General features: G+C 61.7%; 14 protein-coding genes. 7 read left to right on the top strand and 7 right to left on the bottom strand.

All coding sequences use genetic code 11. From position 1 onward, the window contains the following. Window positions 1-110: 110 nt before the first annotated feature. From C7T36_RS14240 to C7T36_RS14225, 4 genes are all read left to right on the top strand, one after another. Window positions 111-1,313, top strand: a complete 1,203-nt coding sequence (locus tag C7T36_RS14240; RefSeq protein ID WP_045066216.1) for a sensor histidine kinase — start codon at window positions 111-113, stop codon at window positions 1,311-1,313. Continuing rightward, window positions 1,310-1,927 carry a response regulator transcription factor gene (locus C7T36_RS14235; RefSeq protein WP_033235378.1) on the top strand — a complete coding sequence of 206 codons (618 nt, stop codon included), beginning with the start codon at window positions 1,310-1,312 and terminating at the stop codon, window positions 1,925-1,927. Before C7T36_RS14240 ends, C7T36_RS14235 begins: the two co-directional genes overlap by 4 nt. A gap of 70 nt (window positions 1,928-1,997) precedes the next feature. Next, window positions 1,998-3,338: an HNH endonuclease signature motif containing protein gene (locus C7T36_RS14230; RefSeq protein ID WP_045066212.1), complete on the top strand. Its 1,341-nt coding sequence runs from the start codon at window positions 1,998-2,000 to the stop codon at window positions 3,336-3,338. A gap of 80 nt (window positions 3,339-3,418) precedes the next feature. Then, window positions 3,419-4,234 carry a siderophore-interacting protein gene (locus tag C7T36_RS14225; protein ID WP_045066210.1) on the top strand — a complete coding sequence of 272 codons (816 nt, stop codon included), beginning with the start codon at window positions 3,419-3,421 and terminating at the stop codon, window positions 4,232-4,234. Between the two features lie 9 nt (window positions 4,235-4,243). Here C7T36_RS14225 and C7T36_RS30555 read toward each other — a convergent pair whose 3' ends face one another. Continuing rightward, window positions 4,244-4,702 carry a hypothetical protein gene (locus C7T36_RS30555; protein ID WP_239654670.1) on the bottom strand — a complete coding sequence of 153 codons (459 nt, stop codon included), beginning with the start codon at window positions 4,700-4,702 and terminating at the stop codon, window positions 4,244-4,246. A 116-nt stretch (window positions 4,703-4,818) separates the two neighbouring features. Here C7T36_RS30555 and C7T36_RS14210 point away from each other — a divergent pair, with 116 nt between their 5' ends. After that, the gene (locus C7T36_RS14210) at window positions 4,819-5,760 is read left to right on the top strand and encodes a proline dehydrogenase family protein (protein WP_045066206.1); all 942 of its coding nucleotides are present in this window, start codon (window positions 4,819-4,821) and stop codon (window positions 5,758-5,760) included. 45 nt (window positions 5,761-5,805) lie between these two features. Here the strand turns inward: C7T36_RS14210 and C7T36_RS14205 are convergent, their stop codons facing one another. Genes C7T36_RS14205 through C7T36_RS14195 form a run of 3 tightly spaced genes read right to left on the bottom strand, consistent with a single transcriptional unit; the run spans window position 5,806 to window position 9,170 of the window. Beyond that, complete coding sequence (locus C7T36_RS14205) at window positions 5,806-6,249, bottom strand: SRPBCC family protein (protein WP_045066205.1); 444 nt, start codon at window positions 6,247-6,249, stop codon at window positions 5,806-5,808. A gap of 8 nt (window positions 6,250-6,257) precedes the next feature. After that, on the bottom strand, window positions 6,258-7,811 hold the full coding sequence (locus C7T36_RS14200; RefSeq protein WP_033235373.1) for a succinic semialdehyde dehydrogenase: 1,554 nt from the start codon (window positions 7,809-7,811) through the stop codon (window positions 6,258-6,260). 33 nt (window positions 7,812-7,844) lie between these two features. Continuing rightward, window positions 7,845-9,170, bottom strand: coding sequence for an MFS transporter (locus C7T36_RS14195; protein ID WP_045066202.1), 1,326 nt, complete (start codon window positions 9,168-9,170; stop codon window positions 7,845-7,847). Between the two features lie 70 nt (window positions 9,171-9,240). Here C7T36_RS14195 and C7T36_RS14190 point away from each other — a divergent pair, with 70 nt between their 5' ends. Then, on the top strand, window positions 9,241-10,212 hold the full coding sequence (locus C7T36_RS14190; RefSeq protein ID WP_045066200.1) for a GlxA family transcriptional regulator: 972 nt from the start codon (window positions 9,241-9,243) through the stop codon (window positions 10,210-10,212). Window positions 10,213-10,243: 31 nt separating this feature from the next. Beyond that, the gene (locus C7T36_RS14185; RefSeq protein ID WP_045066197.1) at window positions 10,244-10,621 is read left to right on the top strand and encodes a DUF5313 family protein; all 378 of its coding nucleotides are present in this window, start codon (window positions 10,244-10,246) and stop codon (window positions 10,619-10,621) included. A 31-nt stretch (window positions 10,622-10,652) separates the two neighbouring features. On the opposite strand, the gene C7T36_RS14180 is transcribed toward C7T36_RS14185, so the two are convergent. The 3 genes from C7T36_RS14180 to C7T36_RS14170 are packed head-to-tail and all read right to left on the bottom strand — an operon-like array spanning window position 10,653 to window position 13,649. Next, window positions 10,653-11,861, bottom strand: a complete 1,209-nt coding sequence (locus C7T36_RS14180) for a lipase family protein (RefSeq protein ID WP_371851343.1) — start codon at window positions 11,859-11,861, stop codon at window positions 10,653-10,655. 46 nt (window positions 11,862-11,907) lie between these two features. Then, a complete protein-coding gene (locus tag C7T36_RS14175) occupies window positions 11,908-12,732 on the bottom strand; it encodes an ABC transporter ATP-binding protein (protein WP_033235369.1) in 825 nt (274 codons plus the stop codon). After that, window positions 12,729-13,649 carry an ABC transporter substrate-binding protein gene (locus C7T36_RS14170; protein WP_239654669.1) on the bottom strand — a complete coding sequence of 307 codons (921 nt, stop codon included), beginning with the start codon at window positions 13,647-13,649 and terminating at the stop codon, window positions 12,729-12,731. The genes C7T36_RS14175 and C7T36_RS14170 overlap by 4 nt, the downstream gene beginning before the upstream one ends. Between the last annotated feature and the right edge of the window lie 91 nt (window positions 13,650-13,740).

Raw genomic sequence — 13,740 nt, 5'->3', positions numbered from 1 at the left:
AATTCCTTTCCTGTGCTTGCCTCTACACTCCCGCTGATCCACACTCTTTCCATCGCACCTCGGACGGACATCGCGGCCAACCGAAGTAGGACCCGCGATTACAACTTTTGATGGATGGCGCGGCGCCGAACCTGGTTAAGCTGGGCGAGATGCACCGATCACCGCTCACACCTGTCTTTGCCGGCCTCCAACTCGGCCTGCACATACTGGTTGTCGCGCTGGCCGGCGTTGTTTTCCTGAGGGCGATCGTCGACGAAACCGCGGCGACGCCGTACATCATCGCCTTGACGGTGATCTTCACCGCGATCTACCTGTTCGGGGTGGTCAAGCGCCTGCGCGGGAATGCCGCGCGCTGGTGGCTGGCCCTACTGAGCCTGGTGTGGGTAGTTCTGATGGCGTTGTCCGCCGAGGCGGCCTACCTCGTTTTCGGTCTGTTCTTCCTCTACGTTCATCTGCTACGACGCCCGTGGAGCCTGGTAGCGGTAGTGACCGCGACGTCGGTCGCGGTGATCGGAACAGGTCTGCACCGGGGATGGTCCATCGCGGGGGCCATCGGGCCGATGATCGGTGCCGCTGTCGCGGTTGCCATCGGACTCGGCTATCAAGCGCTGTACCGGGAGGCCGCCGAGCGCGGTCGCCTGATCGACGAGTTGATGAACACGCGTGAGGAATTGGCGTCGACGTCACGAGATGCCGGCAAACTTGCAGAACGCGAGCGACTGGCCGCCGAAATTCACGACACTGTTGCACAAGGTCTTTCGAGCATCCAGATGCTGCTGCACGCCGCAGAACGCGCCGATCCGAACAGTCCTGCCGTGCGTCAGATCAGCCTCGCCCGCGAAGCTGCAGCAGACAGCCTTGCCGAAACCCGGCAACTGATAGCGGAATTGACACCCGCAGCGCTGGATGGTCAGTCGCTGTCCGACGCCCTTGGCCGAATCTGCGAGCGCGCGTCCAGCGCTCACATCGAGGCCCGTGCCGTAGTCGAAGGCGAGCCGATCGCGCTACCGATGCCGCTCGAGGCAACCCTCGTCCGGATCGCTCAGGGCGCGGTGGCGAACGTTCTGCGCCACGCCCACGCCACTCGAATGGCCGTGACACTCACGTATTCCACGGACACCGTCAGCCTCGACATCGTCGACAACGGTGTCGGCTTCGACATCTCGGTCCTGGATCGCGGGCCCGCCGAATCTTTTGGACTCAATGCAATTCGGCGACGTGTCCAACTGCAAGGCGGCACTTTCGACATCGAGTCGGAGCCAGGGCACACTGCAGTCACCGTGACCTTCCCCCTCGAGATCGGCGACGAATGATCCGTTTACTGCTGGCCGACGATCACGCCATCGTACGAGCCGGTTTGCGCGCTCTCCTCGAGAGTGAACCCGACATCGAAGTAATCGGCGAAGCGGGAACAGCCGAAGAAGCCATCGCATTCTGCGCCACCACACCAGTCGACTTGGTACTCATGGATTTACGGTTCGGCCCTGGAAAATCAGGCGTCGACGCCACCCGAAGCGTCTGCGCACTGCCTGACCCGCCACACGTACTCGTGGTGACGAATTACGACACCGATGCAGATATCCTCAGCGCCGTCGAAGCCGGAGCCAGCGGATACCTACTCAAGGACACTCCGCCGCCAGAACTCCTCGCGGCGGTCCGCTCTGCCGCTGCGGGCGACAGCGTTCTTTCTCCCGCAATCGCATCCAAGTTGATGACCCGGGTCAGAAAACCCGAAACCAGCCTCAGCCCACGAGAAATCGAGGTTCTGAAGCTGGTAGCGGCCGGAAAGTCGAACCGCGAAATCGGCAAGGAACTGTTCCTCAGCGAGACTACGGTCAAATCTCACCTGGTCCACATTTTTGGCAAGCTGGGCGTGAAGTCACGAACCTCCGCGGTCGCCCGGGCTCGGGAGTTGGGCTCGATCTAACCTGTCCGAAATGCCTCTTGATTCGAATAGGTGTTCGAGTATAATTGAGGTCACGGGTGGGGAGGCCTTGATGCCGACGGTTTTCGATTCAACTGTGGTGGGGGATGTTGTAGCCGGTCCGGCGGCGGGTGTGCGTGGCAGGTTGTGGCGGTTGCGTCCGTCCGAGGTTCGTGACGTTGCAGTCTGTGTTTCGGCGGAAATTCTTCGGTTGGAAGCGATTCGGGTTGCCGCAGTCGACGAATTGGCACTCAACCCGGACGAGCAGGTGCTGTGCTACCGCGGTGTGGGTCGGTGGTTGGCGGCGAACACGATGCTGCAGAACGCGGCCGGTAACAAGGTCGCCGCACTCGGTGCCGCACTGCGGGTATTCCCGGATATAACTGCCCAATTCGAGGCCGGTGATCTCTCGCTCGACCATGCGGCAATAATTGCCGCATTCTGTGAATCTCCACCAAAAGGCATGCCTGACAGGGCGTTACCGTCCTGCATGAAGACTCTGTTGGCTGCCGCATCCGGGGTGGAGGCGACCACTATCAAACTCCGCTACGCGATTGCAGTTCTGGAGCGGATTTTCGAATCCGACCAGGCGCCGCCCGGTGAGGATGATGACCTCAATGTCTTGCGGATTGCTCCGACGCTCAACGGTCGGGTGGCGATCAAGGGTGATTTCGATGCACTCACTGGTGAAATGTTGTTGTCGGCTCTGTCGGGTTTGTCGATGCCGAAACCGGCTGCTGACGGGACCCCGGATCAGCGGTCGGCTGCCAAACGCACCGCCGACGCCTTCACGGAATTGATTCGCCGGTATCTCGACAATGCCATGACCGGTGTTGATGGCGGTCAGCGTCCGCACGTGAATGTGCATATCACCGCGAAAGATCTTGCCGAGCATCGGGAATGCGCCACCATGCGTAGCGATGTCGCGGCGGATTTCGATGAGCCTGATTTCGAGGATCTTGACGTCGGGTACATGCCCTGGATGGGGCCACTCAGTGTGAGCCTGACCCGGATGCTCGCGTGCGACTGCATGCTCTCCACCGTCCTGATGGACGGCAACGGCGCACCGCTCGATGCGACTCCACATAAACGCCTCGTCACGCCAGAACAGCGAACGGCACTGATCGCCCGCGACAAAGGCTGCGCCTTCCCCAACTGCGATGCCGTACCTGCTTGGTGCGACGCCCACCATATAAAACCGTGGTCGGTCGGTGGACTGACGGTGATGGACAACCTCACCCTCCTCTGCCGCAACCACCACCGATTGATCCACAGCACCAGCGGGTTCCGCGGTATCTGGGAAGTCAAGATGGGCGATGATCACAAACCGTGGTTCATCCCACCGTCCGCGATCGACCCGAAACAGCGTCGCCGCCGCTCCACCACCCGCCAGGGCCCCGTCCACCGAGACTGAACCCGATAATCGCGGGATTGTGTCCTCCTTGCGACAGCATCTGTCCCCACATCGACAGGCCGAAACCCTATGGTCGAAGCATGTCTTTCTGCGAGCCCGCCCGCGTCGTATCCGTCGTGTCCCTGACTCCGCACATGCGACGGATCAGCATCGAGGCCGAAGGCGACTGGCATTGGCCGACCGGCGGGCAGGGTGACGAGCGAATCGACCTCGCCTTCCCCAAACCCGGCGAAACAGAGGCGAATTACGAATTCTTCAACAATCCCGACTACGGCAAAGCCGAACTGGGGACCGAGCCGCCGTGGCGGCACTACACAGTGCGCAAAGTGCACGACGGCGGTCGACGTCTCGACATCGACTTCGTCGTGCACCCTGGCGGTATTGCTGCGGATTGGGCCCTGCGGGCCGAACCCGGACACCTACTCGGCGTTTTCTGGTCCGATAGTTCGCGCTCTCATTACCAAGCCCCGGCCGGCCCACGCTGGCAACTGCTTGTCGCAGACGCAACGGGACTCCCGGGTTTGGGCAGGATTGTCGAAGAACTCCGCGAAGGCGATGTCGCACACGCGATCATCGAGGTGGAAACGGAAGACGATCGACAGGAATTAGTCACTCGCGGCGAAGTCACGTACACGTGGCTTACGGGGAGTGGTCTCGGAAAGGCGCCGAGCGCACTTTTCGATGCTGTCGAGAAGGTGGAGTTCCCTGACTCCGATTCAGAGAATACCTACGCCTGGGTGGCGTGCGAAAGCGCAACAAGCCGACGAATTCGTAAGCATCTGAGGGAAGTTCGTGGAATCGCCCGCGACAAGCACAATGTTGTCGGTTATTGGCGAGAGGGCGCCGACGGTCATGTCTCCGGCATGAACAGCGAGGACGTTACCGTCGGCGCCTGAGCGCGGTGATCACTCTGCCGAAGTCTCGGCAGATTCTTCAGCGGACTCACCGGTAGATTCTTCAGCGGGCGCTTCAGCCGGCTTCTGGGCCAGCAGTTCGAACAGCGCGCGTCGCGCCTCAGCAAGAATCGCCTGCGCCTGAGCTACCTGCTCGGGTGTTCCGCCAGCGGCTACCGCAACTACGGCGCCTCGGAGAAGACCCGTCTCAGTGCGAAGTGCGGCACTTGCCTCGGTGAACTCCGGGCGTCCGCCACGGCCGCGTCGGCCTTCAGGATTTCGGCCGCGTCGGCCTTCAGGATTTCCGCCGCGTCGGCCTTCGGGACGACCTTCAGGCCAGCCTTCGGGGCGACCGCCGAATCCGCGACCTTCACCGAATCCGCGGCGTTGACCGCGATCCCGGCGCTGGTGTCCACGTCCGCAGTCTTCGCGGCGTTCTTGCATTTCTGGGTTGTTGTGTGGGGCGTACATGTTGTCCTCCTGGACTGTTTGTGTTTGTTTGACGTATCGACGATATATCGACAATAGATCGAACGCAAGGGTTTGAAGAAAAATTCCTGCGACGTCCGGGAACGTAGGCTGACATCGTGAATCCCGACCCCGCAGCCCAGGCCGCCGACGTACTCCGACGGATGGCCCTCGACGAAACACTCAAAGAGCGCACGATGGCCGATCCGGCATCCGCAGCAATTGCGCGCAGAGTCGCCGATCGCTACATCGGTGGCGAAACGATGGACGAAGCCTTCGATCGCCTGCCGGCGATCTTTGCCCGTGGGCATAAGGGCAGCATCGAATACACCGGGGAGAGTGTTCGTGACGCTGATGTCGCGAACGCCGAAACCGACGTGTTCGTCGAACTGGCGGAGCGCATCGGCAAGACGGGCGTCGACAGCACGGTGTCATTCGACCTATCGCACATCGGTCTCGTCGTCGATCCGGAGTTGTGTTACCGCAACGTCGTTCGGCTCGCCGAAGCAACCGAGCGTGCCGGAGCCGAACTGATGATCTCGGCCGAAGGCTCCGACCGTACCGATCTTGTACTCGACATTCACGGCCGACTAGCGGAACGGTTCACTCACGTCGGTGTCACCGTTCAGGCGAGACTGCACCGGACGGCGCAGGACATCGCAACACTCCTCGATCGGCCCGGGCGCATCAGACTGGTGAAAGGCGCGTTCCTGGAACCGGATTCAATTGCATACCCACGCGGAAGTGCCGAGTTGCAGGACGCATACCTGACGTACGCGTCGAAGATCGTCAAGGCCGGACATCTCGTAGCGATCGCAACACACGACCGCGACATCCTCGAAACACTTCGAGCAGAACATGGTTCGGCATTGGCTGCGGAACACGTCGAGTTCGAGATGCTGCTCGGCTTGGGAACCGAGCAACTGGACGCTTTGCATGCCGACGGTTTCACCACTCGCGAATACGTGATCTTCGGGACCGAGTGGTGGCTCTACGTCCTCAATCGCATTGCCGAGGAACCAGCGCGCGTCTACACAGCAATTGCCGACGCCGCAGTCTGATCAAAACATGCAGTGGGGCCGCACTGGCCCCACTGCATGTTCTCCCTACTGCTCGAGATGCATCTTGATACGCGCGAGGGTGGTGTCGATCCCGGCCGCGATGATCTGATCTCGGCCGCGGCCGAGAACTCCACTGCCGGACAGAATCCGCACATATCGGGGCGCAGCCGCAAAGATTTCACGAGTCTCGGTGAGCAGAGTCCCCGTTCCCGACGGCTCGACCAGAAAGCTCCATCGCGCCTTCGACTCAGCTACTTCGAAGGCGAACTTCTGCCCACCAACAACTTCGGTAATGGTGCAGCGGGTACTCCACCGCACCAGACCATGCTTGTTGGTGCCCTTGAATGTTGCGCCCACCGTACCCGGCTTTCCGGAAGTCCAGGCACCACCGGTATTTTCGGGACTGAAACGACCCATCCCTTCGAGGTCGCTGACCAAGGTCCAGACGGAGTCGGGCGTGGCTTCGATGTACGCGCTCGAGCGATCCACCTGGACGCCTACCGACCCGGAACCCAGGACATGATCTTGATGGCATGGGGCATGATCTTGGCCCACAGCTTGGCCGGAACTCCGCGTGGCCCACCAAGATTCATGACCCGAGTGGTCGCAACCGTCTGCGGCTCGGTGTACTTGATCAGACCTTCGGCACCGTGACGGCGTCCGACGCCCGAAACTCCCATGCCGCCCATCGGCGCAGCGGTGCTGCCCCAGGTAGGTGCGTAGCCCTCGTCGACGTTGACGGTTCCGGCGCGGACTCGTGCGGCAATCGCTTCACCGACGGCCTTGCTTCCCGCCCACACACTGGCATTGAGACCGTACTCGGTGTCGTTTGCAGCGGCGATTGCCTCTTCGGCGTCCTTGACGGGGTAGATCGAAACGAGGGGACCGAAAGTCTCGTCGCGGTAGCACTCCGCATCCTCGGGCACACCGGTGAGGAGTGTGGGCTCGTAGAACAGCGGTCCGATATCCGGGCGCGCCTTTCCACCGGCAATGACGGTGGCGCCCTTCACCACAGCGTCGTCGACATGCGAGGAAATAGCCTTGACCTGGGCTTCGGAGACGAGGCTGCCCATCTCGATTCCGAATTCGTACCCGGCGCCGATGTTCATCTTCTTGACGCGGTCACCGAACATCCGGATGAACTCGGGTGCGATGGACTCTTCGACGTAAATGCGCTCGATGGAAATACACAACTGGCCGGAGTTGGAGAAACACGCGCGCACCGCTGCGTCGGTGACCTCACGCAGATCTGCGCCGGCCAGAACGATCATCGGGTTCTTGCCACCGAGTTCTGCGGAGAATCCGATGAGACGGCGGCCGGCCTGCTCGCCGAGTAACTGTCCGGTGGCAGTGGAACCAGTGAACATGAGGTAGTCGGTGTTCTCGACCAGCGTTGTTCCGACAACGCCGCCCGGCCCGGGAACAACGGCGAAGAGATCGCGGGGAAGCCCTGCCTTGTAGAGCAATTCGACGCAGGCAAGAGCGCAGTACGGAGTCTGGCTGTCGGGCTTGAGAACAACACCGTTACCGGCGAGAAGCGCGGCAATGGCGTCGGACACCGCCAGCGTCATCGGGTAGTTCCACGGCGAGATGACGCCGACAACACCCTTGGGCTGGTAACGCACAACCGTCTTGGTCAAGCCGGGCAGCATTCCGGATACTCGGCGCGGACGCAGCAGCTTCGGGGCGACGCGCGCGTAGTGCCGCGCCGTCATCGAAATGTCGAGAACTTCTTCTTGCGCAGCCGCGCGGGACTTGCCGGTCTCCGCCTGTGCCATGTCCATGAGTGCGTCGCGGTTCTCGAGGATGAGGTCGCGGTAGCGATGGAAAATCGCGGCACGCTCGAGGACGGGGCGCTTTGCCCACTCCTTCTGCGCGACGCGGGCGCGAGCGATAGCGGCAAGTGCGTCGTCGGCGGTGCCCACGGGGATGGTCGCCAGCTCCTTGCCGGTGAACACCTCGGTGATGGACTTCGTCGGGCGATCGGCAGCATTGTCGATGGCGATCAGTTCGGCGAGCCGCGAGAAGGTCGCAGCGGACGGAGCTGGCATTTCGGTACCCCTACTGGTGAGTAGTTCTTGGAGTTACGTATAACTTACCCCGTCGGTGGTGCCGATCACAGTACGGCGTTTTGCAATCGTCAGCGACATCACAGCGGCGATCGCGCACAGAGCGCCTGCCACGTAGAAGGCCGCGTCGTACGAGCCGATCTGATCACGGACCAGGCCCGCCAGGAACGCCACCAGGCCGGCACCGATCTGGTGCGACGCCAGCACCCAACCGAACACGATGGGAGCGTCGGCGCCGAAGTGCTGACGACACAGCGCGACGGTCGGCGGAACCGTCGCCACCCAGTCGAGTCCGTAGAAGATGACGAAGGCGATCATCGGCGGGTTCACCGTGTTCGCGAGGAGCAGCGGCAGGAAGAGCAGCGAGATTCCGCGAAACAGGTAGTAGATGCCGAGCAGTTTCCGCGAGTCCACCCGGTCGGTGAACCACCCCGACGCGATGGTTCCGACCATGTCGAGGATTCCGATCAACGCCAGCAGAGACGCGGCCGTGGTGATCGGCATGCCGTGATCGTGCGACGCCGGGACGAAGTGCGTGCCGATCAGGCCGTTGGTGCTCGCGCCGCAGATCGCGAAAGTGCCCGCAAGAAGCCAGAACACCTTGGTCTTCGAGGCCATGATCAGCACGGAGATTGCACGACCCCCGGCGCCGCCACGCTGATGAACCGGCGCAGCGGGCGCGACGTAATCGGCGGGTGCACCGTACGGCGTCGTCCCGACGTCCGACGGGTAGTTGCGCAGGAACAACAGCACAAACGGCACGACGGCCAACGCGGCGAACGAGACCGTGAAGGCGACGCTCTTCCAGTCGTAAGTTTCGGCGATCTTTGCCAGGACGGGCAGGAACACCAATTGGCCGGCCGCACCACCGGCTGTCAGGATGCCGGTGACGAGCCCACGCTTCTCGACAAACCAGCGGTCGACGACGGTGGCGACAAAGGCCAGTGCCATCGATCCGGTCCCCAAGCCGACAAAGACGCCCCACAGCAGGATCAACTGCCAACTCGACGTCATGAAGATCGTCAAACCACTGCCGAGCGAGATCAACGCCAGCGCGGAGGTGACAACAGCGCGGATACCGAAGCGCTCCATCAGGGCCGCCGCGAACGGCGAGGTGAGTCCGTACAGGACCAGGTTCACCGATACGGCAGCCGAGATACTGGCACGTGACCAGCCGAAATCCTCATGTAGGGGGTCGATCAGAATGGATGGTGCCGCTCGGAAACTGGCAGCACCGACCAGCGCCAGGAAGGCCACGATCGCCACCGACCAGGCACGGTGAAAGCGCGGCGGGCGCACCCGCTGTCGGCCCGATTCAGGGAGAGCGATCTCAGAAGTCACAAGAGGATTCTGCTGTACATCGCCAACCCGCGACAGTGGCCAGATTGCCAATATATGAAAGAATCAGGCCATGAGCGGACCGCATCGCGTTGTTGTCCTTGCCCTCGACGGTGTCATTCCCTTCGAGCTCGGCATCCCGGCGCGTATCTTCGGACGCGCGGTCGACGCCGAGGACAAGCCTCTGTACGAGATCCTCACCTGCACTGTCGATGGCCGGCCCGTGCGAACGGATGCCGATTTCAGCATTACGGTCGACCACGGCAGTGAACTACTCGCCACAGCGGACACCGTCGTCATTCCGGCGTCGTACGAACTTGGTCCCGCCTACGAGGACGGTTACCTCTCCCCCGAGTTGGCGGCGGCATTCGAACACATCCGCCCCGGGACGCGGCTTGTGTCGATCTGCACCGGCTCGTACGTTCTGGCTGCGGCCGGCCTGCTCGACGGCTTGAGGGCCACCACTCACTGGCGCAACACTGATCACTTCCAGCGCATCTACCCCAAGGTGAAGGTGGACCCCGACGTCCTGTTCGTCGACGAGGGCCACATTCTGACCTCCGCCGGAGTGGCCTCAGGAGTGGACCTGTGCCTACACATCGTGCGGCGTGATCACGGCATGGAAGTGGCGAACACCGTCGCCCGGCGATGCGTCGTACCGCCGTGGCGCGACGGTGGGCAAGCCCAGTACATTCGACGCCCACTTGCCGACAAACCTTCCGAATCGACTGCCGCCGCTCGGCATTGGGCTCTCGAGCATCTCCGGGAACCGATCACTCTGACGGACCTGGCGAATCGCGCCAACATGAGCGTCCGCACCTTCAGTCGCAGATTCCGCGACGAGGTCGGGACAACACCGAACCGCTGGCTCACCGCTCGGCGTATCGATCACGCCCGCGAACTACTCGAAGAAACCGATCTCTCGATCGACACGATTGCGACGCGCACCGGATTCGGGACCGCCACATCGATGCGTCAGCACCTCAGTGACACGCTCGGCGTCTCGCCGAGTGCCTATCGCCGCACTTTCCAGGCACCGGGGTAAATCTGCCATTCCCGGCAACTACCCTGGAGGTATGGCTGAATCGACCCGCCCGAATTTCCTCCAGTACTGCGGCTACCTTCTGGGCAAGACACTCCCTGACAAGTACCAGGATTGGGTTCGGAACGATCTGGTCGGACCGGGCGCCCAGGTTCGCTACATCGTTCGTTTCACGGTGCCGGCGACGCTCATCCTCCTGCTGTTTCTCCTGATTCCGGGACCCATTTGGATCCCTCTCGCCATGATGGCGCTACTGCTCATCCCGCTGGCCTATTTTGTCGTGGCGCTCGGCAACATCTACCGCCGTCACCGCCTTCAGAGTCACGGCCTCGATCCCGACCTGATGAACGAGAAAGCCCAGCGCCGCGCCGATCGCACCCGCGAGGACTACGAAAAGCGTCACGGCCGCTGACAGCCTCACGAGTGCGATCGGCCTAGCGAGGTCAACAAGCCCCGGGGTTCACCTCTCCGCCCGCGAGCATTCTTGTCGTGAAGTCCATCGCGTCGTTGTAGGACGCCGCGATTGCTCCGCGGTGATCGGCACCCTCGTAGGTCTTGAACTCGATGTCCGAGCCCTTGGCGCAGTAATCCTTGACTGCGCCGGACGTACTCGCCACCGAGACAAGAACATCCGTGGTTCCCTGCGCGAACAAGGTGGGCACCTTCGGGGTTACGGTCGACAGTTCCTGCTCGTTCAGGTTTGCTGTCAACGCCGTCAGATCTGCACCCTCACGGAAGATCTGATCAACGGGGACAGTCGGTACCGCACGCACTGCCGCCAGGCACCCCGTCCGGGCAGCCTCGAGGAGCGGCTGGGCCTGATCCGACAGCAAGTCTTCAGGAACTACAGACGGATCAACTGCCTGTACGCCCAGCAGGATGACCGGAACAAACGGCACTCCCCCTGCCATAGCCTGATTTCCCGTAGCAACCATTGCCGGAATCTGGGCCGTGCCGTTTCCGGGAGCTATCGATACCGCACCCTTCAGATTCAGTTCCGGTGCGCGGTCCTTGCCGATCTGCGACGTGAAAGCGGCTGCCTGCCCACCTTGGCTGTGGCCCATCGCAAACCAGTCCTTGCCAACCTGATCGTCCACCTGCCGAGCGGCTCGAACGATATCGGTCACGGTATTGGCAGCGCTGGTCCCGTTCATGTACGAGTGACCGCCGGGGGTACCGAGACCCTCGTAGTCGGTTTGGACCACAACGTACCCACTGCTGACCCACTGGTCGAGAGTTTGATCGACCACCGACAGGTAGTCGTGAACCGGACCGGCGGGAGTATCCGCCGACGGCGCACAGGCGTCGGCAACTCCGGTTGTGCCGTGTGCCCAACTGATCACCGGCCAACCACCTGCCGGGGCAGGCGTCTTGGGGATAGCAACAACTCCAGAGACGAGAATCGGTTCACCTGAGGCACTTTGGGACATGTAGGTGATGCGTTCGTTCTTCGCCGCGCTGGGCAGCGCGGCAGATTCCGTGAGATTGTGCGCGGTGATCAGAGTTCCCGGCGACAGTTGTGGTGCCTGCGGATCTCCGAAGGACAATGACCCTTCGGCCGACGCCGGGGCAGCAAAAGCTGCTACTGATGCAGCCGCACACAGTGCCAGAGCTCCACTGGACACTCGGATCAGACGCTTCTTGCGGTCGATCTTCACGAAAACTCCTCCAGATGAGTGAAAGTCAGTGCAGTGAAAGTCAGTGCAACGCAACCGTTGCACCGATCAAACCTTGTGCCTCGTAGATCTTGGCTGCGACTTCGTCTCGCATAGCCACGAACTCGGGGGTCGAACGGACAGCGGTGTCGACGGGTTCGCGATTGTCACCCTTGAACCACACCTTGCGGTCGTAGATGACGCGACCCGGCCTGGCGCCCATCACAATCACTCGGGTTCCGAGGAAGATCGCCTCTTCCACACTGTGAGTGACGAAGAAGACCGTCTTACGACGCTCGCGCCACAAGTCGAGCAGTTCGAGCTGCAACTTCTCGCGGGTCATGGCGTCGAGTGCACCAAAAGGCTCGTCCATCAGGATAATTCGCGGGTCTGTGATAAGTACACGCGCAATCTGGCAGCGTTGCTGCTGGCCACCGGACAGCTCGTAGGGCTTACGGTCACCATACAACTCCAAGCCGACCATTTCCAGCATCCGATCGGCCTCGGCGGCACGCTCGGCGCGAGGAACTCCCCGCATCTTCAGCCCGAACTCGACGTTCTTCCGCACCGACAACCACGGGTACAGATTTGCTTGCTGGAACACCACACCACGATCCGGGTCCGGCCCCTTGATGTGAGTGTTCCCGACCATGATGGTTCCCTCGGTCGGCGCTTGGAAACCGGCAAGCATTTGGAGGAGCGTCGTCTTGCCACAACCGGACGGTCCGACTACGCAGACAAATTCTTCCGGTTCGAAAGTCAAGCTGGTGGGGGCCAGCGCGAGTACCGATTCACCTGCGGTGACGTACTCCTTCCGAACTTCGGTGAGTACGACGCGAGTGCTGAGGTCTGTAGCCGTGCTTGTCATGACTGGCCCACTTTCGTCACGGCGTCCGTGTAGATTCCCTCGGCGTAGGTGCTGCTGGGGCTTACTGCGTCGATGTTTCCCTGCTGAAGCAGGAATTCCGCAGTGCCGAAAAGACTTTGAGTGAACTCGCCGCCGAGGAAGGCGGGGCCGGCTTGCTCCGCCGCCGAGAGGTACGTGTAGCCCGCCAACTGCGGCTTGACGACGTCGGGGGCAATACCCAGTTGAGCAGACATCGATACTGCGGCACCAGTGGGATCGGCATTGATCCGGCCGCCTGCGTAGTCCTGCAGCTTGGTCCACATGAGCATGAATTCCGGATTGGCGGAGACGAATTCAGTGGTAGCACCCGAGAGATCGAACGTCGGCGCGCCCTGTGCCGCAACATCAGCGCTACTCATGATGATGTGACCGTCGGCCGTCAGCTTCGACAGCGTCGGATCCCACACCCAGGCCGCATCGATCTGTCCACCCTGCCACGCTCCGAGCATTGCGTCCGGTTTCAGGCTCATGAGGGTGACATCAGCAGTCATGTTTGCCGCTCCGAGGGCTGCAAGCAGACTGTAGTGCGACGTACTGCCGAACGGTGTCGCGATTTTCTTGCCCTTCAACCCTTCCAAGGTATTGATCGACGGGTCTTTGACAACGAGCGACTCGGCTTCGCCGATCACGTCCTGGATCCAGACGACCTGCATGGGGATATTCAGCGGTGCCGACAACGCCATTGTTGCCGGACTCGACCCCAAAGTTCCCAGATCCAGGCTTCCGGAACCGAAGGCCTGCACTACATCCTGCCCCGAACTGAACTTGCTCCACGTGATATCCGCATTGGGCATGCACGCCTCGAGCAGCCCCTGATCCTTGACGATCAGGTCACCGTTCGGAATGTCCTGATACCCGATCCGTGCCGACGTAGTCACCGATTCATCCACTGTGACAGGACAACTCACTGAGCTGTCCATCGAGCGGCTCATCTCACCTCGACCCGTTTCCACACACGCGGTCAAAGTT

Source organism: Rhodococcus sp. AD45-ID (assembly GCF_003023755.1).
Taxonomy (GTDB): domain Bacteria; phylum Actinomycetota; class Actinomycetes; order Mycobacteriales; family Mycobacteriaceae; genus Rhodococcus_F; species Rhodococcus_F globerula.
Note: the sequence above shows the minus strand (reverse complement) of the source record. Positions and strands in the feature narration are given on the sequence as shown.

What these genes read in the sequence shown, in the direction of transcription:
- C7T36_RS14230 (WP_045066212.1), top strand. Translation starts at nt 1,998, where the DNA reads ATGCCGACGGTTTTCGATTCAACTGTGGTGGGGGATGTTGTAGCCGGT.
- C7T36_RS14240 (WP_045066216.1), top strand. Translation starts at nt 111, where the DNA reads ATGGATGGCGCGGCGCCGAACCTGGTTAAGCTGGGCGAGATGCACCGA.
- C7T36_RS14190 (WP_045066200.1), top strand. Translation starts at nt 9,241, where the DNA reads ATGAGCGGACCGCATCGCGTTGTTGTCCTTGCCCTCGACGGTGTCATT.
- C7T36_RS30555 (WP_239654670.1), bottom strand. Translation starts at nt 4,702, where the DNA reads ATGTACGCCCCACACAACAACCCAGAAATGCAAGAACGCCGCGAAGAC.
- C7T36_RS14200 (WP_033235373.1), bottom strand. Translation starts at nt 7,811, where the DNA reads ATGCCAGCTCCGTCCGCTGCGACCTTCTCGCGGCTCGCCGAACTGATC.
- C7T36_RS14225 (WP_045066210.1), top strand. Translation starts at nt 3,419, where the DNA reads ATGTCTTTCTGCGAGCCCGCCCGCGTCGTATCCGTCGTGTCCCTGACT.
- C7T36_RS14235 (WP_033235378.1), top strand. Translation starts at nt 1,310, where the DNA reads ATGATCCGTTTACTGCTGGCCGACGATCACGCCATCGTACGAGCCGGT.
- C7T36_RS14175 (WP_033235369.1), bottom strand. Translation starts at nt 12,732, where the DNA reads ATGACAAGCACGGCTACAGACCTCAGCACTCGCGTCGTACTCACCGAA.
- C7T36_RS14185 (WP_045066197.1), top strand. Translation starts at nt 10,244, where the DNA reads ATGGCTGAATCGACCCGCCCGAATTTCCTCCAGTACTGCGGCTACCTT.